Below are 18149 nucleotides of genomic sequence, written 5' to 3'. Positions count from 1 at the left end.
CGGGGCCTTGCGGGCGGGATCGCCAAGATGGGAGCGCCTTATCTGGCGTAGATCTCGGACTGACGCTTGAAGCCAAGGGACTCGTAGAGCGATCTGGCCCGTGCATTGAATGACATGACCTCCAGCTTGAGCTGGCTGGCATCATGGGCCTTGGCCCAGTCGTCACAATGGGCGATCAGCGCCCGGCCTATGCCACGGGATCTGTGGTGTTCATCCACCACCAGGGTAGTGATGCGGCAGACGGGCAGCGTGGTGAGAAACGGGACGGTTTCATTGATGTCGATCCGGGCGCTCAGAAACCCCACCACCCATCCCTCCACCAGGGCGACACAAAACAGCCGCCCTTCGCTCTGGATGGCGTCCAGCAGAAACCCCCGCTGCCGGGAAGAGGGAGCGCAGAACACCTCGGGCACCTGTTCGAAGTGGATCTGTCCTATCTGCCGATCCAGTTCGACGATGGCGTCGAGATCCTGCTCGGTTGCCTTGCGTATCTCCAATGGTGGCTCCTTGCGTTGCATTTGGTGAACTAGCTGACCCCGCAGGCCCGGGGAAAGGGCGGGTCACAGGGACGTTTGCACCATGGTAAAGGGTCAAACGTATCCTTTCCTGGTGCCAGATCACACCAATGGCCACCAATGAACAAGGCCCCGTACGGGGCCTTGCTAACCATGGGGCTGACAAAGAGGCGTCAGGCTGGCGCCCCCAACTGGGCCACCTGGCGCTCTATGCTGGCTTTCAGGTTGTCATCGAGTTTCAGGGCGCGGGCCAGCTCGTCCAGATAGCCGCGCTCCATGAAGTGATCCACCTCGACGGTGAGCAGGGAGGCGAGATAGACCTCGGTGGCCTGCTCCATGTCGGTCACTTCCCGGGCCAGGGCCTGGGGATCGAGGGGGCGGGCCAGCTCGGCGTCAATCCAGCGGGCGGCATCGGGTTGGCCCTGCTCGGTCAGGTATTGCTGTATCTTCTGGCGCTCATCGGCATCGATGTGGCCGTCGGCCCGGGCCGCCGCCACCATGGCCCGCACCAGCAGATTGGCGCGGGCATCGAGTTCGGCTCCCGCCAGCTCGTTGAGGGGATGGGGCGTGCCGGCCGCAGGCGCACTCTGGTTCTGCTGCCAATCCTGATAAAGTTTGTAGGCCAGCCCGCCGAGGGCGGCCGCGCCGCCCACTGCCGCGACCTTGCCGCCATACTTGCACATCTTCTTGTTGCCCAGCAGCAAGGCCATGGCGCCAGCGGCCAGTCCACCTTGGGCCATCCCCTTCATCTGAGCCTTGCGGCTGTCACCGCCATCGCTGAGCCAGCCCTTGCCAGCTCCCATCAATTGATCCAGCATCTGTTTCATGGGGCCTCCTCAATTGGCATGAGGCTCCATGCTGTGCCGCCTCCTCTGAACTCAAGGTGAATGGATGCCCCTGCCCCGCCTGCTGCTGCTGACCCTGCTGACCCTGATGACGTTCGCCGCCAACTCTGTGCTCTGTCGTCTCGCCCTGTTCGAAGAGCGGATGGATCCGGCTCTGTTTACCCTGCTGCGCCTGACCAGCGGCGCCCTGATACTGGTGCTGCTCTGTTCGGCTCGGAGCCAATCCCCCCGGCAAGGGGACTGGGGCGGCGCCCTCGCCCTCATTGTCTACAGCGCCGCCTTCTCGTTCGCCTATCTGACCCTGACGGCAGGCACGGGAGCCCTGCTGCTGTTTGCCGCCGTCCAGCTCAGCATGCTGGCGCCGCCCCTGCTGCGGGGAGAACGGCTGCCGCCACGCCAGTGGCTGGGCCTGCTGCTCGCCATGGGAGGCGTCATCTTCCTGCTGCTGCCCGGCATCACGGCGCCGGATCCGCTGGGGGCAGCCCTGATGGTGGCGGCCGGCATCGCCTGGGCCGGCTATACCCTGCGAGCCTCGCGTTTTGGCGATCCCATCGCCGCCAATGCCGGCCACTTTCTGCGCGCCAGCCTGCCCGCCGCTCTGCTCTATCTACTGCTCGGGCAGTTGCAGGCCAGCCCTGCCGCCATCGGCTACGCCCTGGCCTCGGGGGCGCTCGCCTCCGGGCTCGGCTATGCGCTCTGGTATCTGGTGCTGCCCCACCTTGGCCGCACCCTGGCCGCCAGCGTCCAGCTGCTGGTGCCCCCGCTGGCCGCCCTGGCCGGGATGCTCTGGTTGGATGAGTCCTGGTCGCTGCGACTGTTATTGTCCTCCCTGGCCATACTGGGGGGCATAGCCCTGACCATAGGGGGGCGCCCCTCCCCATCCAGATAAACCGGAGCAGGCCAGGGCCCGTCTGGCAGACGAGCACCTCGCCCCTGCGTGACACACAAAGAGAAGGAAGTACCATGAGCGCCCGTGAACTGACCCTGCAATTTCTCGCCGAGCCCGCCGACGTCAACTTCGGCGGCAAGGTCCATGGCGGCATGGTGATGAAGTGGATCGATCAGGCTGGCTACGCCTGCGCCGCCGGCTGGTGTGGCGGTTATGCCGTCACCGTCTATGTGGGGGGCATCCGCTTCTTGCGCCCCATCCAGATAGGCCAGCTGGTGGAAGTGCACGCCAAGGTGATCCACACAGGCACCACCAGCATGCACCTGGCGGTGGATGTCTACAGTCGCCACCCCACAGACCCTGCGCGCCACAAGACCACCCACTGCATCATCATCTTCGTGGCCATGGACGAGCACGGCAAACCCACCCCTGTGCCCCAGTGGCAGCCGGTGAGCGAGAGCGATCTGAGCTTGCAGCAGTACGCCAAGAAGCTGATGGCCCTGCGCGAGGAGCTGGACAAGGAGATGCGCCAGCACATGTGACCCACCCCGCCCCGGGCAGCCGGGGCGTGTCTTCGCAGCGCCGGGCGCTATAATGGCGACCCCCCTTGCCCTTGAGAAACCAAGATGTCCCTGGAAACTGCACCACCCGAGGTCCAGCTCGCGGTGGATCTGATTGAACTGCTGGAAACCAACCACATCACCCCCGCGCTCGCCCTGGCGGCACTCGCCATCGTTCGCCGGGATTATGAGCGCAAGCTCGAGGAAGGTCGGGAGTCCTGATCTCTCTCCCGCAGGAGGTACCATGTCAGCACCCATTCGCTTCGAACAAGGCCGCGCCATGCAGCTGGCCGGCCTGCGCCGTCACCACCCCTTCGAGCAGGGGGACTTCGGCGGCCAGTGGCGCGACTTCAGCGCCCTGCTCCCCCTGCCGGGGCAGCTGGGCGAGCACGTCTTTGGCGTCATCTGCGCCGCCACCGACACCCACTGCGAATACCTGTGCGGGGTGGAGGTCGCCGCCCTGGAGGCGCTGCCCAAGACACTCGGGCGGATGCGCATCGAGCCCCAGACCTACGCCATCTTCCGCCATCTCGGCCATGTCTCGGCCCTGCCCCAGACCTGGCAGAGTGCGCTGGACTGGCTCGCGCAATCGGACTATCAATCTGCCCACAAGCCGGATTTCGAGCGCTACGGCGCCCGCTTTGACGCCGCCACCGGCAGCGGCGAGGTGGAGATCTGGCTCGCCGTTGTGCCAAAACAGGCCCTGGCCTGACCCCTGAACGCCCGGGCCGGGGGGCCGGGCTACCTCGGCCCCATCACCTCGTCACAGAGCGCCATAAGGGCCTCCCCCAGCCGGGCGAGGGGCTCGCTCGTGCCCGGCCCCTGGTGCAGGGCCAGCTCCACAGGGCGCACCGCGGGCCAGTGAGCCAGCGCCACCTGATCCGGTTGCAGCAGGCGGGCGGGCAGTAGGCTGACCCCGATCCCCGCGCTCACCGCCCCCTGCAGGCTGGCGAGGCTGGCGCTCACGTAGGCGATGCGCCAGGGGATCCCCTCGGCATCCAGGGCGTCGGTCATCTGGCGCCGGTAGAGCCCCTCGCTCGGAAACACCACCAGGGGAACAGGATCGCGCCCGGCGGCGGGCCAGTCCCGGCTGTCGACCCAGGCCAGGGGCTCGCGCCAGCGGGCGATGGGCTCCCCCTGGCCGCGCCCCTGCTTGATGAGGGCAATATCCAGTTCCCCCCCTTCGAACGCCTGCCACAGGGCGTGGCTGAGATCGCTTTGCACCTCCAGCCTCACCTGCGAGTGCGCGCGGGCGAAGGCGGCCAGCACAGGGGTCATGGCGCCCGCGGCAAAATCCTCAGGCACCCCGAGGCGCAGGGGGTGACTCGCCTCGCTCACCCGCTCCCCCGCCCGGGCCAGCAGCCCCAGGATACGGCGCGCCAGCCCAAGCAGTGTCTCCCCCTGGGCCGTGGTCACCACCTGACGAGCGGATCGGTCGAGCAGGGTGCAGCCAAGCTGCTGCTCCAGACGGCGCATCTGCTGGCTCAGGGTGGACTGGGTGAGGTGGATACGCTCGGCGGCGCGGGTAAAGCTGCCGGTTTCGACGATGGCGACAAAGCTCTGCAGCAATTGGGGATCCAGCAAGGGGCGCTCCATGGGTTATCTCCATTTATAAAACCACTGGAAGTCATTTTATCATTTAATTTCCAAATGACTTGCGAGCCCGTTAGGCTGCCGTCACCCCTCTTCTCCCAGGATGAACCCATGTCACAGCCTCCCCACTCCGGTGCCCGCCCAGTGAACGCCCTCAGTGCCGCCTCGGTCCCCAGCCATCAGGAGTGGCTGGAGCAGGCCCTGCACCTGGCCCTGACCCATCGCCAGCAAGGAGGGCGCCCCTTCGCCGCCCTGCTGGTGAGGGAGAACCGGCTGGTGGCGAGCGCCGTCAACCGCATGCTGGAGGCGGGGGATCCCACCCGTCACGCCGAGCTGGAAGCGCTGCGGGAAGGGAGTCGCCAGGGGCCGCTGGCCGGGGCCATCGTCTATGCCAGCGGTCACCCCTGCCCCATGTGCCTGTCGGCATTGGTGATGAACGGCATCAGCGCCGTCTACTACGCCTTCGACAACGAGGATGCCGCCCCCTTCGGCTTTGATAGCCGCGCCGCCTACGCCGCCCTGCGCCTGCCCCTGTGTCCGCCGCCCCTGCCCCTCATCAAGCTGGCGAGCCCCATCGCGGCAAAGACCCTCTACGGTCCCCTGCCCCATGGTTAAGCGCCTCCTCCCCCCGGGCAGCGGCGCCTTGCTGGTGCTGGTGATCCTCATCGCCCTCAACCTGCGCCCCTTCCTCACCGCCATCGGCCCCCTGGCCCCTCGCATCGACGCGAGGCTGGCCCTCGGGGTAGACACCCTGGCCTGGGTCACCCTGCTGCCCCTCTGGCTTATCGGGGTCGGTGTGCTGCTCACCCCGGCGCTCCTGGGTCGCACGGGCCCGCGCCCCCTGCTCGGGGCGGCCCTGCTGCTGCTCGCCCTTGGCAGCGCCCTGCGCGTCGATCTGGCGAGCGGCGCCCTGCTCATCGCCAGCGCCGCCCTGTGCGGGCTGGGCTCGGCCCTGGTGCAAGGGGTGCTGCCCGGCCTCATCAAGGAGGGGTTCGCCCAAAAGGTGCCCCTGGTGATGGGGATCTTCTCCGCCTGCATGATGGGGGGCGGGGCGCTCGGCGCCGTGCTCACCCCGCGCCTTGCCGAGTATCTGGACTGGTCTCGGGCGCTGGCGCTCTGGGGCCTGCCGGTGCTGCTGGCCCTTCTCTGGCTGGCCTGGCGGGTGCCCCTGCCCGCCCCGACCCGCACGCCCGCCCCCACCGGGGAGCAGCGGCTGCTCCCCCTGCCCCGTACCTGGCTGCTCATCGCCTGCTTTGGCATCATCAACAGCGGCTACGGCATCGTCGTGGCCTGGCTGGCACCGGCCTACATGGCGGCGGGCTGGAGCGCCCAGCAAGGGGGCGAGCTGGTGGCCTGGCTCGCCCTGGCCCAGACCGCGAGCGGCCTTGGCCTGCCCCTGCTGGCGGCCGGTCGGCTGGATCGGCGACCCTGGATGGCGCTGGCCATCGCCATGCAGCTGGCGGGCTTTGGCGGCCTCTGGCTCGCCCCGCAAATCGCCCCCATCCTCTGGTGCCTGCTGTGCGGCGCCGGGCTTGGGGGGAGCTTCTCCCTCATCATGGTGATTGCGCTGGATCACCTGCCCGACCCGCGCCGGGCGGGCGCCCTCTGCGCCCTGATGCAAGGGGTCGGCTTCATGGTGGCGGCCACCGGCCCCTGGGTGGCGGCCCGCCTGCACCACGCAAGCGGTGACTTCGCCGCCGCCTGGCAGTGGCAGCTCGGCGCCCTGATCCTGATGAGCCTGCTGGTGGTGCGCCTCAACCCGCGCCACTACCCAAGAGCCATGGGTCTGCCCCCAGAGCAGGCCATGGCTGTGCAGACGACAGGCAGCAAGCCTGCCTGATCCGGCGAGCACAGTCCTTAGGGGCCAGAAAGCAAAACACCGGCCTTGGCCGGTGTTTTTCATCAAGATGGAGGAAGATCTTGCGCTCAGCGCCCCTTCTTCTGGCGCCCGCCCTGCCCTGGCCGCGGTTTGCCCGGGGCCGGTTTGCCCCCCTTGCCGGGGGCGCCTTTACCTGCACCCCCTTTGCTGGCGGTCCCTTTGCCCGCCCCGCCCTTGCCTGCGGGGCTCTTCTTCTCGAAGGCCTCGGGGCCCGGCACATTGGGGCGACCGCCAATCTCGTGATCGTCGCTGCGGCGTGGCTTCTTGCCCTGGGCCGGTTTGGCGGTTTGCGTCGCCGGGGTCTTCTCCCCCTTGGCCGGTTTCACCTCGGAGGAGGAGTCTTCAATGAGCTTGAACAGCTCGATCAGCTCGTCGTCGGTGAGATCGCGCCACTCCCCCACCGGCAACCCCTTGAGGCTGACGTTCATGATGCGGATGCGCTCGAGCTTGGTCACCTCGAAGCCGAAGTGCTCGCACATGCGGCGGATCTGGCGGTTGAGCCCCTGCACCAGGGTGATGCGAAACACGAAGGGGGCCTCTTTTTTCACCTTGCACTTCTTGGTGACGGTGCCGAGGATGGGCACCCCGGCCGCCATGCCCCGAACGAACTCGTCGGTCACCGGCTTGTCCACGGTCACCAGGTACTCTTTCTCGTGATCGTTGCCCGCCCGCAGGATCTTGTTCACCAGATCCCCGTGGTTGGTGAGGAAGATGAGCCCCTGGGAGTCCTTGTCGAGGCGCCCTATGGGGAAGATGCGGGTACTGTGATTGACGAAGTCGACGATGTTGTCCTTCTCCGCCGCCTCCGTGGTGCTGACGATGCCCACCGGCTTGTTGAGGGCGATGAAGACCAGGCTGTCGGCTTCGCGCGCCTCTATCACCTGACCGTTGACCTTGACCAGATCCCCGGCAAACACCTGATCTCCCACCTCGGCCCGCTTGCCGTTGATATAGACATGGCCCTGCTCGATGAAGCGATCGGCCTCGCGCCGGGAGCAGATACCGCTCTCGCTGATGTATTTGTTCAGACGCATGGATTCATCGGCCAGCATGGGTCACCTGCCGGGTCATAGCGTTCAAAAGGTGTATCGGCTGAGTCAGCCAGATCATGGTCGGGTTAGTCTGCATACGGTTCCATCTACAAAAAGCATCGGCAAAAAAGTCATCTCAAAGGGACAAGGCTTTCACGCTCATCACCAAAAACGCCGCTACAGTAGCACATTGCGCCATCCCTTGCCCTGGCGCGTGTGCAGGAACCTTGCCCTCAGTGAAAGGGCGCTGCTGGTTGCCACCGGGCCCGGCGTCAACGCAACAACGACGATCCCCGGCTGTCGTTGCTGTTGGCTACCGTTGTTGTTGATCACTCAGGCCAGGGTCGTCTGAGAGGCACTTCTCGCCCCCTGGCGCAGATGGTCTGGCTCCTTCTTGTCAGTGCTAACACCCGTCTGAGCCATCCGCCCCCTGATGGCTGTACTCAGGGATAGCGGCTGATCTCGATGAGGTTCTTATCCGGGTCGAGGCAATAGACAGATTCGATGGGGCCGCAGGCCCCGCTTTTCGTCACAGGCCCCTCCACTATCTCCACCCCCTGGCTCGCCAGCTGGGCCATCACCTGATCCAGGGGCCAGCGGGTGATGAGGCAGAGATCCCCCGAACCCACCTGCGCCCGGTTGCGCGGCTCCTCCCCCAGCAATTGCAGATTGATCTTCTGGTTGCCAAAGCGCAGCGCCCGGCGCCCCGCCCCGAAGGTGATGGGCTCCATCTTGAAGGCGCCGCTGTAAAACGCCACCGCCCGCTCTATGTCGCTCACCGTCAATACCAGATGGTCGATATGGCTGATCATGCTTGCTCCCTGTCATGGTGATTGCCACACCATCATAGCCAGTCCCCCTGGCAGAGACTGTGCCTTGGCCCGCAAAGCCCCTGTCTCGTAGGCCCCCATCTCCTTGCTCGCTTTTGTGTCGCCCGTTAGGAGTAAGCAAATACCAAGGGCATGATTTATTTACATAAATACATTAATGATGCGCAGGTTCCTCAATTTTTCGGCTGAAGGATGGTGTCGATTGGATTAAGATGCGCACCATCAAATGCAACTCGGATGAAACCATCCTTAATTCCTGAAGCGGCATAGGGATGACTATCGGACGCGAGGGTCGGCTTTGCGCAAGACATGGACGGAAGAAGAGTTAAAGGCAACGGTGGCCGCCTATCTGGATATGCACAGCAAGACGCTGGATGGCATCCCCTTTGTTAAGAAACACTATTACGCTGAACTAGCGACACGATTCGCACGCTCCGAAAAATCATTTGAATATCGGATGCAAAACATCTCTTACGTCTGCGTCCTGATGGGCAGGGCTTGGGTCTCTGGCTTAAAACCCGCCAAACATATTGGTCAGCAGCATGTGCCCATCATAGAGCGCCTGATCTGCGAGCTGGATGGCCAACCTTATATGGGGCATGCCGTGTTCGAGCATCAGGTCATCCAATATAAGGCGAAGTCCATGCGCCCTCTTCCTCTTGGGACACAGGAGCCAGCGCAGCGTTATGCCAGCACGATAAGTCATGCGAGGGATCCCCAGGTCAAAGCCTGGGTGTTAGTGACCGCAGCTGCGAAATGTGAGTGTTGTGATGAGCAAGCTCCCTTTAACACGGCGAACGGGGAACCCTTTCTCGAGGTGCATCATCTGCGCACCTTGGCGGAAGGCGGCTCGGATACCGTCGGCAACACGGTCGCTCTGTGCCCCAACTGCCACCGCGAGCTGCACTATGGCGCCAACAAAGAAGCGCGCCGAGACGCGCTTTACCAAAAGCTCCCCAGACTCATCAGAGAGTAAGGAAGCCTGACGCCTTGCTCCCCACACAGCTCGCCCATGGCGATCTGTGTTTGGGATGCCTGCTCCCGCCCTTTCCCTCTCCTCCCCTCGGTGGATGGCATGGATGCGACGGCCCCCTGACCTCCAACCACATCATGCTGAGGGATGGCGTGGCACCCAGCTACCTATACCCCTGTTTTTAAAGCGGGAAAATTTGGAACCCACCTTGCGACAAGGCGCAAAAGGGCTCTGTCAGCAAGGAGAGAATTCAGGGTGTTTACTCTGATCCAGGGCTCATTTCGGCACGTATTGCTGGCCGGTTTCGGGCGCCTCTGGTGTACAATCCCCAGCCCGATCTTCCCCGCTAGCCCGGCCAAGGCTCAGGCCGTTATCCATCCCAGAGTGAGTGACAGTGACCGCGACCCACCCCATGCTCGACAGTTATTACAGCCAGGATCTGGTGTTTTTCTCCATCCTGGTGGCGGTGCTCGCCTCCTACACGGCGCTGAATATGACCAGCCGGGTGAGCCAGAGCCAGGGACAGGCCGCCGCCCTTTGGCTGGCGGGGGGCGCCTTCGCCATGGGGCTCGGCATCTGGTCCATGCATTTTATCGGCATGCTCGCCTTCAACCTGCCCATCGCGCTCGGTTACGATCTGACCCTCACCGGCCTCTCCCTGATAGCGGCCATCGGCTCGTCGGCCTTCGCGCTCTGGCTGGTGAGCCGCCCCCAGCTGCCCTGGCACCACATAGCGGGGGGCGCCCTGCTGATGGGGGCCGGCATCGCCACCATGCACTACATCGGCATGGCGGCCATGAAGATAACCCCGGGCATTCATTACGATCGCGGCCTCTTCGTGCTCTCCATCCTCATCGCCGTGCTCGCCTCGGGCGCCGCCCTCTGGATTGCGTTTCGCCTGCGCAACAGCACACCTCGCGCCTTCTTTCACAAGGCCATCGCCTCCCTGGTGATGGGGGGGGCCATCATCGGCATGCACTACACCGGCATGGCGGCGGCCCAGTTCCCCGAGGGGAGCCTGTGCGGCGCCCTCTATACCGGGCTCAATGTCCAGTGGCTGGCGACCGTCATCATCATAGTGACCCTGGCGGTGTTCGCCATCGCCCTGGTGCTCTCCATGCTGGATGCCCACGCCGCCCGCCTCTCCACCTCCCTGCATCAGGCCCACGACGAGCTGCTCAAGCTGGCGCTCCATGACAGCCTGACCCGGCTGCCGAACCGGCTGCTGTTCGCCGACCGGCTGGAGCAACGCATCCAGGAGTGCCAGCACAGCCAGCGCAGCTTCGCCCTGCTGTTTCTCGATCTCGACGGCTTCAAGATCATCAACGATGCCCACGGCCACCACACGGGAGACCTGCTGCTGACCGAGGTGGCGGCACGCATCACCGGCTTGCTCGGCGGGAGCGACACCGCCTCGCGCTTTGGCGGCGACGAGTTCGTGCTGGCCCTGGCACCGGGGGATGTGAGCCAGACCACGGCCTTCGCCGAGCGGCTGCTGGCCGCCCTGGCCCAGCCCTACGAGTGGGAGCATCACAGCCTGCACATCACCGCCAGCATCGGCATCGCCGTCTATCCCCAGGATGGCACCAGCCTGCACGAGCTCACCCTCAACGCCGATGCCGCCATGTATTACGCCAAGGAGCGGGGGCGCAACGACTACTACTACTTCGACAGCGCCATGAATGCCAACGCCCACCAGCAGTTCCTGCTGCAAAAGGCGCTGCAACACGCCCTGGAGCGAGGGGAGCTGGCCCTGCACTACCAGCCCAAATACGATGCCCGCAGCGGCCAGGCGGTCGGTGCCGAGGCCCTGCTGCGCTGGCAGCACCCGGAGCATGGGGCCATCTCCCCGGCCAGCTTCCTGCCACTGGCGGAGAAGAGCCGGCTCATCATCCCCATCGGCAACTGGGTCATCGACGAGGCCTGCCGCCAGATGAGCGCCTGGCGCGCGGCGGGTCATGACGACTGGAGCGTGGCGGTGAACCTCTCCACCATACAGCTGGCAAGCCCCGGATTGCTGGAGGAGGTGCAGGGCGCCCTCTCCCGTCACCGGCTGGAGGCCCGCCACCTCACCCTGGAGATCACCGAATCCACCGCCATGGAGAACGCCGAGGAGAGCCTGGCCATCCTCAATCGCCTGGCCGAGCTCGGCCTTGGCATCTCCATCGACGACTTCGGCACCGGCTACTCCAGCCTGCTCTACCTCAAGCGCTTCCCCGCCAACGAGCTCAAGATAGACAGGGGCTTCGTCGCCACCCTGGCGCAAGACGGGGACGATGCCACCATCATCGCCGCCATCATCGCCCTGGGTCAGGCCCTGGGGATGCGCATCGTGGCCGAAGGGGTGGAGACCCAGGCGCAGCGCACCCTGCTCACCGAGCTCGGCTGCGACACCTTGCAGGGCTATCTGCTGGGGCGCCCCATGACGGGGGAGCAACTGCTGGCCCACTGCCACCAGACGCGCAGCGCCTGACAGGCCAGGAGTGCCCGCGCTTGCGGTCACTTTCCCATGCACCACGACCATGAAAAACGGCGCCCGAAGGCGCCGTTTTTTTCACTGTCGTCCTGGCGATGCCACAGACGGGGAACAAGGGGTGAGCTTATTCCTCTTCCAGGTAGGCATAGCCTTGCAGACCCAGCTCCAGCTCGTCGAGCAGGGCCTTGCGGGTCTCGTCGTCCAGGGCCGGATGGGAGACGATGCGCTGATAGCTCTCGCGGATCACCGAGGGGTCGATGTTGACGTAACGCAGCAGCTGGTCGACGGTGTCGCCGCGCACCACGTTGCGAATGTCCATCTTGCCTTCCTCGTCCAGCCAGACTTCCGCGCAGTGGGTGTCGCCAAACAGGTTGTGCAGATCGCCGAGGATCTCCTGATAGGCGCCCACCAGGAAGAAGCCGACGTGGCACTCTTCGTGCTCGCCATACTCCGGCATCGGCAGGGTGCTCTCGACCCCCAGACCATCGACGTAGTGCTCCACCTGACCGTCGGAGTCACAGGTGATGTCCATCAGGATGCCGCGGCGGGTGAGCGGACGCTCGAGGCCGGCAAGCGGCATCACCGGGAACACCTGACCTATGCCCCAGGCATCGGGCAGAGACTGGAACAGGGAGAAGTTGGCGAAACACTTGTCCGCCAGCTTCTCGTTCAGGTCATCGGCCAGGGCGCGGTGGCTGCGGTTGATGGGGTTGAGCTTCTCTTTCAGGGTGAGGCAGGTGTTCTGGTGCAGGCTCTCGGCCCAGGCACGCTGCTCCAGGTTGAGCAGACCCATGGTGTACTGGGCGTTGACGTCGGTCAGGTCGGCCAGGGAGTCATGGAACAGCTCCAGCAGGGAGGGATCTTCCTCGTTGTTGAGCTCGAGCCAGCCTTTCCACATGTTCTGCAACAGGGTCGGCGCGTCCTCATCCGGTGCATGCACCTCGCTCATCTGGGCCCCTTCGGCACCAATGATGTTGGTGACCAGCACGGCGTGGTGAGCGGTCAGGGCGCGGCCGGACTCGCTGATGATGGTCGGGTGCGGCAGGTCGAACTCGCGGCAGACATCGCCGATGCCCCACACCACGTTGTTGGCGTACTCGGAGAGGCTGTAGTTGGCGGAGCAGTGGCTCTGGGAGCGAGTCCCTTCATAGTCCACCCCCAGGCCGCCGCCCACATCGACCACGTCGACGTTGGCGCCCAGGCGACGCAGCTCGGCGTAGAAGCGGCCGCACTCGCGGATGCCACCCTGGATGTCGCGGATGTTGGCTATCTGGGAACCCAGGTGGAAGTGCAGCAGTTGCAGGCAGTCCAGCTGACCCAGGCCGCGCAGACGCTCCACCAGGGCCAGGATCTGGGAGGCGGAGAGGCCGAACTTGGACATGGCGCCGCCGCTCGATTCCCACATGCCGGAGCCGGTGGAGGCGAGACGGGCGCGCACCCCGATATTGGGCTTGATATTGAGGCGCTTGGCCTCGTCGAGCACCAGCTCCAGTTCGGAGGGCTTCTCGACCACTATGTAGACCTTGTGGCCCATCAGGTTGCCAAGCAGGGCGTGACGCACGTACTCACGGTCTTTGTAGCCGTTGCAGACGATGACGGAGCCGCGATCGTGATGATGGGAGAGGACCGCCAGCAGTTCTGGCTTGGAGCCCGCTTCCAGGCCCAGACGGGGCTTGTCGCTGTAGGACTGGCTGATGGTTTCGATGACGCGGCGCTGCTGGTTCACCTTGATGGGGTAAACGCACAGGTAGTCCCCCTCATAGCCTGACTTTTCGATGGCCTGACCGAAGGCGTTGAACAGGGCATCCACCCGGCTCTTGAGGATGTCGGGGAAACGGAGCAGCACGGGCGTGGTGAGCCCGGACTGACGCAGTTGTTCGATGGCGTCAGACAAGACGATCTGCGCCTCGGGGCGAGATTTATCGGGCGATACCGTCACGTGACCGGCGTCGTTGATATTGAAGAAACCCGCACCCCAGTAGGGAACGTTGTACACCTTCAAGGAGTCCTTGCTGGACCAGTTAGTCATGGGCTATGCCTCGCAAATGAGCGGCCGGGGGCCGCCTTCGTTACCCTCAATCACATCCAGACCATCGATCGCAGAGTCTGACCAGCGGGTGGCGGTCTGGGGTCCCATCATGCTTGACCATGACGGTGACCTTCATGCGCCCCCGGATCCTCTATTGCACATCGCGGCAAGCCAAGGCTGCCTGGTGGATCTTGGGAAGTAACGAGTCTTGATGTGGGGCTTGTGGCTTTACATCAAGCTCAACGGTATGCGGTGCTGGGTCAGAGCACCGCGGTACTTTGATGGCACGCGGCATCAGCCACGCCACGGCTCATCATGGCCTCGCAGTCACTACACCCAGGGAGGGGAATTTCAAGGAAGAGAGGGACGAGGCGCCATCGCAAACGCGAACAGATGACGACAAGATGCCGCAGCCGATACCGCCATCCACGACCGCCCATGACAAGGGGATGATGATGAGCCCGGGGGCCCACTCGGTCGTCTGGAGATGGCTATGTCTGCTGTTCTCCCTGATACCGGAACCTAACCGGTATAAAAGAAATCCAATCCCTGCAGTGTCTGTCGTGTCTGCATGCCTCGCCCTATAGGCGGTCGAACTCAAGGGGAACTGGCGGCCTCGCCTGCTCAGGGTGACCCCTTGGATCGGCGCGGAGTTTACACACTTTGGCGCCGGGCTGACAATAAAAAATCCTGTTAAATTTTCGCTTTTTTGCCATGGGGTAGATCTCGCTGCCAACCAAGCCAGCTCTGGGGTTGGCCCCTGTCCCCCTCCCCTGGCGGCCTCTGGCTTTTTGCGCTCTTTTCCCAACGCCAGATCCCCCCTTTTTTCCCGGCGCCGGCCAGCGGACAGGGGCTGTCGGCGATCAAGCTCAACAGAGTCCCCCCCCCCGCCTGCGATCGCCATCAAACTGTCATCGACCTGCCACGGGGCGGGAACAGAAGGAGGCCATGCTGGGGGGAGAACCACAGCCGGAGCCAGCCATGTTCAGCGTCGACAGCCTACTTCATCAGCACTTTCCCCGTCTCACGCTCCCGGGCCCGGCCCGCAGCGCCCTCAAATGGCTGCTGCGCGAGCGCGACTTCCAGGCCTTTGCCGCCCAGTTTCCCCACCTCAAGGGGCTCGATTTCGTCGAGCAGGCCCTCAGCCAGCTCGATTTCGACTATCGGGTCAGCGATGCCCAGCTCGAGAACATACCGGCCGAGGGGCGGGTCATCCTGGTGGCCAACCACCCCATCGGCTCCCTGGATGGCCTGGCGCTGCTGCGCCTGCTCGGCCGCATCCGCCCGGACGTCAAGATAGTCGCCAACCAGCTGCTGGCGGGCCTTGCCCCCCTGCGCCCCCTGCTGCTGCCGGTGGACAATCTGGGGGGCAAGACCGACAGGCGCGCCATCCTCGCCATGGGGGAACACCTGGCCAGGGAGGGGGCCCTCATCATCTTCCCGGCCGGGGAAGTGTCGCGCCTGGGGCCCAGGGGGATCAAGGATGGTCCCTGGCAGGGAGGCTTTCTCAAGCTGGCCAGACGCACCCAGACCCCGCTGGTGCCGATCCACCTGGGGGCGCGCAACGGCCTGGGTTTCTACCTCGGCTCCTGGCTCAACAAGTCCTGGGCCGGTCTCCTGCTGGTCGGCCAGCTGTTTCGCCAGCAAGGGGGGCGCATGACCATCACCATAGGTCAGCGCATCCCGCCCCACGCCTTCAGCGCCCTGCCTGCCAAGGAGGGGGCCAGACTGGTACGCGCCCACCTCTATCGCATCGGACGCGGCAAACCGGGCCGCCTCACCACGGAGGCCCCCATCGCCCTGCCAGGGGACAGGGTGCGGCTCAAGCAGGCGGTGGAGGGCTGCGAGGCCCTCGGCCACACCCCGGATGGCCAGGGGATCTACCTCTATCGTCGCCACGAGCAGAGCCACTCCGAGATACTGCGCGAGCTGGGGCGCCTGCGGGAGATTGCGTTTCGGGCGGTGGGGGAAGGGTCGGGCAAGCGCCGGGATCTGGACGGCTATGACGATGACTACTATCACCTGCTGCTCTGGGATCCGGCCCGTCTCGAGATAGTGGGGGCCTACCGCTTCATCCCGGTGCAGGAGATGCTGGCGAGCAAGGGGCTTGCCGGCCTCTACAGCCACACCCTGTTTGGCTTCGACCCGGCGCTAAGGCCCCAGCTGGAGCAGGCCATCGAGCTGGGCCGCAGCTTCATCCAGCCCGCCTACTGGGGCAAGCGCGGCCTGGACTACCTCTGGTTCGGCATCGGCGCCTACCTGGCCCGCTATCCCCACTACCGCTACCTGTTCGGCCCGGTATCGTTGTCTGCCAGCCTGCCGCCCCAGGCCCGAGATTTGCTGGTGAGCTTCTACCGTCAGCACTTCGCCCCCCGGGAGGGGACGGATGGCGCCCCCCTCGCCCCCTCCCGTCGCCCCTATCCGGCCACGGATCCCCACTTCGCGGATCTCGACTATGGTCGCGCCCTCACCGAGCTCAAGTCCCGGCTCGGCAACCTGGGCTGCGCCATCCCCACCCTCTACAAGCAGTATTCCGAGCTGTGCGAGCCGGGGGGCGTCCAGTTCATGGACTTTGGCATAGACCCCGACTTCAACCACTGCATCGACGGCCTGGTGTGGGTGGACGTGAGCCGGATAAAAGCCCACAAGCGGGCCCGCTACATCAGCAGCCATCTGGCCGATCCGCACCCATAGCCCTGGGGGCGCAACACAAACAGCAGAGGGAGGCCATGGCCTCCCTCTGCTTTCTCGCTATTGCTGAACATCGTTTGGCACGCCCAGCCAATCAGGCGTTACTCGCCCGGCTTGCGATCCGAGTGGCCGAGGTCGCGCTCCGGGGCGATGAGATCGCGCACCCGCTGCTTGATCTCCTTGGCCTCGGGGAAGCCCTCGTCCGCCACCCTGTCCCACACCAGCACACCGTCCACCAGGATGCGAAACTCCCCCTTGCTGGCGGGCACCAGGGCCACCTCGCCGAGATCGCTGTCAAAGGTCGACAGCAGCTCCTGGGCCAGCCAGGCGGCGCGCAGCATCCAGCGGCACAGGGTGCAGTAACGGATCTCTATCCTGGGTTTGGCCATGGTCTGTGTGTTCATCGGGTTGCTCCGTTCTTGCCCGCCCCCTGGCGGTCTCTGTTCGCTATGTCTCATTCACTGCCGGCATTCATTACCAGTATTCACTACCGGCATTCACTACCAACATGGAACAGGCCGTTGATAACGCTGTCCCTTTTGCCCTGCAAACCCGCGTCACTGGGTCACGCCGTGGAAGTCGGCCAGCCAGTGGCGGGCGATGGTGCGCATCAGATCCGGCGGCAACTCCCTCAGCCCGGGCACCATGGGGAATTCGGCCAGCAGCCGCATCCCCTCGATGATCTCCGCCAACACCAGGTAGACATACTCTCCTATCACGGCGCCATGGACGAAATTGACCGCCTCGCCGCGATTGAGCAGGAAGATGATGCTGCCATCGGGGCGGGTCAGGGCCAGCACATGGGGGCACACCTCCTCGCTCAGCCAGGGCAGCTCGGCCAGGCTGAAGGCGAACTCGTCATCGGCCGAGGTGACGGAGGCGAGCATGGCGCCGGGGCGCAGCGCCGCCAGATCCTCGAGGTTGAGGGAGCCGTTGCCGGTGGAGCAGACCACCAGCTCGGCCCGGGCCAGGGCCTGGGCCTTGTCCACCAGCTTGAAGCCGTGGGAGAGGGCCTCCACCTGGCGCAGCTCGTCCGTCTCCACCAGCTCCAGATGCAGGTTACGGCACCTGAGCTCGCGGGCGATGCTGCGCCCCACCTTGCCATAGCCGAACAGGGCGGCCTGGCAGACGTTGAAGGTGCGGTTGAGGGTGCGGGCCAGGGACTCGGCAGAGTAGACCACGCTCAGCCCTATCTGGATATCTTCCGCCTGCTTGAGGGGGCTGCGGGCCACCGACAGCACGGGGGCCATCAGGGGCTCGAGGGCGTAACGCTGATGGCCGTTCTCCGTCATCTCCACCACCCCGAGAAAACGGGGGCCGAAGCACTCGGCGAGCTGGGCCTGGGTGCGGGCAAAATAGCCGCCTATGTCCAGGATGACCAGGCGCTCATGAGCCGCCACCAGGGGAGCAATCCTGGCGACCACCTGCTGGGGACAGTTGCTCCACTGGCGATTGAGCTCCAGCACGGGGAAGTGCTGGCAGGCCCAGGCCAGGGTCTCGCCATGGGCCGACTTGGGCTTGGGCAGGATGGCGCCAATGCGCCCCACCTGGGCCAGGGCCTGGATGAAATGGGGGCGATCGGGCAGCAAGTGAGTCACAAGCAGAATGCAGAGCCCCTCGATGGGGCCCTGCCGGGTAAAATGGCGAAAAAACAGATGCTCAGATCCTTGACTGCGCAACTGTGGCCTCCTTAGCACGCCGCAAACCGCGGGCAAACAGAAACCCGGCCTGGCCGGGTTCTGAAAGTGTCCAAAAACGAGATATGGAACCTTTGTAGCCCAAACGCGATTGAGGCTCAATCTTTATCGGGCAAAAGTATGCGCCAGGTGGCACTGCGC

At 64.8% G+C, this 18149-nt stretch carries 17 protein-coding genes; 9 read left to right on the top strand and 8 right to left on the bottom strand.

Annotation, left to right across the window (positions count from 1 at the left end; translation table 11 throughout):
- Positions 1-38: 38 nt before the first annotated feature.
- Together ACEUCR_RS11990 and ACEUCR_RS11985 are read right to left on the bottom strand one after the other, a co-directional pair.
- Entirely contained in the window at positions 39-497 is a 459-nt protein-coding gene (locus tag ACEUCR_RS11990) for a GNAT family N-acetyltransferase (RefSeq protein ID WP_408790377.1), read from the bottom strand.
- A gap of 191 nt (positions 498-688) precedes the next feature.
- Complete coding sequence (locus tag ACEUCR_RS11985; RefSeq protein WP_408790374.1) at positions 689-1342, bottom strand: tellurite resistance TerB family protein; 654 nt, start codon at positions 1340-1342, stop codon at positions 689-691.
- Between the two features lie 64 nt (positions 1343-1406).
- On the opposite strand from ACEUCR_RS11985, the gene ACEUCR_RS11980 reads away from it, so the two are divergent.
- The 4 genes from ACEUCR_RS11980 to ACEUCR_RS11965 all read left to right on the top strand — a co-directional run bounded on the left by ACEUCR_RS11980 (position 1407) and on the right by ACEUCR_RS11965 (position 3521).
- Positions 1407-2249, top strand: a complete 843-nt coding sequence (locus ACEUCR_RS11980) for a DMT family transporter (protein ID WP_408790371.1) — start codon at positions 1407-1409, stop codon at positions 2247-2249.
- 74 nt (positions 2250-2323) lie between these two features.
- Positions 2324-2791, top strand: a complete 468-nt coding sequence (locus ACEUCR_RS11975) for an acyl-CoA thioesterase (RefSeq protein ID WP_111872952.1) — start codon at positions 2324-2326, stop codon at positions 2789-2791.
- Between the two features lie 84 nt (positions 2792-2875).
- Entirely contained in the window at positions 2876-3031 is a 156-nt protein-coding gene (gene rsmS / locus ACEUCR_RS11970; RefSeq protein WP_408790368.1) for a pleiotropic regulatory protein RsmS, read from the top strand.
- A 22-nt stretch (positions 3032-3053) separates the two neighbouring features.
- A complete protein-coding gene (locus ACEUCR_RS11965) occupies positions 3054-3521 on the top strand; it encodes a GyrI-like domain-containing protein (RefSeq protein WP_408790365.1) in 468 nt (155 codons plus the stop codon).
- Positions 3522-3550: 29 nt separating this feature from the next.
- On the opposite strand, the gene ACEUCR_RS11960 is transcribed toward ACEUCR_RS11965, so the two are convergent.
- The gene (locus ACEUCR_RS11960; protein ID WP_111873062.1) at positions 3551-4393 is read right to left on the bottom strand and encodes a LysR family transcriptional regulator; all 843 of its coding nucleotides are present in this window, start codon (positions 4391-4393) and stop codon (positions 3551-3553) included.
- 120 nt (positions 4394-4513) lie between these two features.
- On the opposite strand from ACEUCR_RS11960, the gene ACEUCR_RS11955 reads away from it, so the two are divergent.
- Together ACEUCR_RS11955 and ACEUCR_RS11950 are read left to right on the top strand one after the other, a co-directional pair.
- Entirely contained in the window at positions 4514-5017 is a 504-nt protein-coding gene (locus ACEUCR_RS11955; RefSeq protein WP_408790362.1) for a nucleoside deaminase, read from the top strand.
- Complete coding sequence (locus tag ACEUCR_RS11950; protein ID WP_408790359.1) at positions 5010-6242, top strand: MFS transporter; 1233 nt, start codon at positions 5010-5012, stop codon at positions 6240-6242. Before ACEUCR_RS11955 ends, ACEUCR_RS11950 begins: the two co-directional genes overlap by 8 nt.
- Before the next feature lie 86 nt (positions 6243-6328).
- Here the strand turns inward: ACEUCR_RS11950 and rluF are convergent, their stop codons facing one another.
- Both rluF and ACEUCR_RS11940 read right to left on the bottom strand, forming a co-directional pair.
- Positions 6329-7333: a 23S rRNA pseudouridine(2604) synthase RluF gene (gene rluF / locus ACEUCR_RS11945; RefSeq protein ID WP_408790356.1), complete on the bottom strand. Its 1005-nt coding sequence runs from the start codon at positions 7331-7333 to the stop codon at positions 6329-6331.
- Positions 7334-7755: 422 nt separating this feature from the next.
- Positions 7756-8124, bottom strand: a complete 369-nt coding sequence (locus ACEUCR_RS11940; protein ID WP_408790353.1) for a VOC family protein — start codon at positions 8122-8124, stop codon at positions 7756-7758.
- Positions 8125-8440: 316 nt separating this feature from the next.
- Here ACEUCR_RS11940 and ACEUCR_RS11935 point away from each other — a divergent pair, with 316 nt between their 5' ends.
- Complete coding sequence (locus ACEUCR_RS11935) at positions 8441-9118, top strand: HNH endonuclease (RefSeq protein ID WP_408790351.1); 678 nt, start codon at positions 8441-8443, stop codon at positions 9116-9118.
- A gap of 391 nt (positions 9119-9509) precedes the next feature.
- A complete protein-coding gene (locus ACEUCR_RS11930; RefSeq protein WP_408790348.1) occupies positions 9510-11588 on the top strand; it encodes a putative bifunctional diguanylate cyclase/phosphodiesterase in 2079 nt (692 codons plus the stop codon).
- 127 nt (positions 11589-11715) lie between these two features.
- Here the strand turns inward: ACEUCR_RS11930 and speA are convergent, their stop codons facing one another.
- Positions 11716-13620, bottom strand: coding sequence for a biosynthetic arginine decarboxylase (gene speA / locus ACEUCR_RS11925; protein ID WP_041996335.1), 1905 nt, complete (start codon positions 13618-13620; stop codon positions 11716-11718).
- A 981-nt stretch (positions 13621-14601) separates the two neighbouring features.
- Here speA and ACEUCR_RS11920 point away from each other — a divergent pair.
- Positions 14602-16314 (top strand): GNAT family N-acyltransferase, encoded by a 1713-nt coding sequence (locus ACEUCR_RS11920; protein WP_408790345.1) that lies wholly within the window; start codon positions 14602-14604, stop codon positions 16312-16314.
- A gap of 98 nt (positions 16315-16412) precedes the next feature.
- Here ACEUCR_RS11920 and ACEUCR_RS11915 read toward each other — a convergent pair whose 3' ends face one another.
- Together ACEUCR_RS11915 and ACEUCR_RS11910 are read right to left on the bottom strand one after the other, a co-directional pair.
- Complete coding sequence (locus ACEUCR_RS11915) at positions 16413-16715, bottom strand: SelT/SelW/SelH family protein (protein ID WP_041996330.1); 303 nt, start codon at positions 16713-16715, stop codon at positions 16413-16415.
- Between the two features lie 153 nt (positions 16716-16868).
- Positions 16869-17990, bottom strand: a complete 1122-nt coding sequence (locus tag ACEUCR_RS11910; RefSeq protein ID WP_408790342.1) for an adenosylhomocysteinase — start codon at positions 17988-17990, stop codon at positions 16869-16871.
- Positions 17991-18149 lie beyond the last annotated feature (159 nt).

This window comes from Aeromonas bivalvium, assembly GCF_046078285.1.
GTDB lineage: Bacteria > Pseudomonadota > Gammaproteobacteria > Enterobacterales > Aeromonadaceae > Aeromonas > Aeromonas bivalvium.
The sequence above is the reverse complement of the archived record's forward strand: the minus strand, read 5'-3'. Positions and strand labels throughout refer to the sequence as shown.

Coding starts and splice junctions, on each gene's coding strand:
- rsmS (WP_408790368.1), top strand. CDS start 2,876: ATGTCCCTGGAAACTGCACCACCCGAGGTCCAGCTCGCGGTGGATCTG.
- ACEUCR_RS11950 (WP_408790359.1), top strand. CDS start 5,010: ATGGTTAAGCGCCTCCTCCCCCCGGGCAGCGGCGCCTTGCTGGTGCTG.
- ACEUCR_RS11965 (WP_408790365.1), top strand. CDS start 3,054: ATGTCAGCACCCATTCGCTTCGAACAAGGCCGCGCCATGCAGCTGGCC.
- speA (WP_041996335.1), bottom strand. CDS start 13,620: ATGACTAACTGGTCCAGCAAGGACTCCTTGAAGGTGTACAACGTTCCC.
- ACEUCR_RS11940 (WP_408790353.1), bottom strand. CDS start 8,124: ATGATCAGCCATATCGACCATCTGGTATTGACGGTGAGCGACATAGAG.
- ACEUCR_RS11980 (WP_408790371.1), top strand. CDS start 1,407: ATGCCCCTGCCCCGCCTGCTGCTGCTGACCCTGCTGACCCTGATGACG.
- ACEUCR_RS11975 (WP_111872952.1), top strand. CDS start 2,324: ATGAGCGCCCGTGAACTGACCCTGCAATTTCTCGCCGAGCCCGCCGAC.
- ACEUCR_RS11955 (WP_408790362.1), top strand. CDS start 4,514: ATGTCACAGCCTCCCCACTCCGGTGCCCGCCCAGTGAACGCCCTCAGT.
- ACEUCR_RS11920 (WP_408790345.1), top strand. CDS start 14,602: ATGTTCAGCGTCGACAGCCTACTTCATCAGCACTTTCCCCGTCTCACG.
- ACEUCR_RS11985 (WP_408790374.1), bottom strand. CDS start 1,342: ATGAAACAGATGCTGGATCAATTGATGGGAGCTGGCAAGGGCTGGCTC.
- rluF (WP_408790356.1), bottom strand. CDS start 7,333: ATGCTGGCCGATGAATCCATGCGTCTGAACAAATACATCAGCGAGAGC.
- ACEUCR_RS11915 (WP_041996330.1), bottom strand. CDS start 16,715: ATGAACACACAGACCATGGCCAAACCCAGGATAGAGATCCGTTACTGC.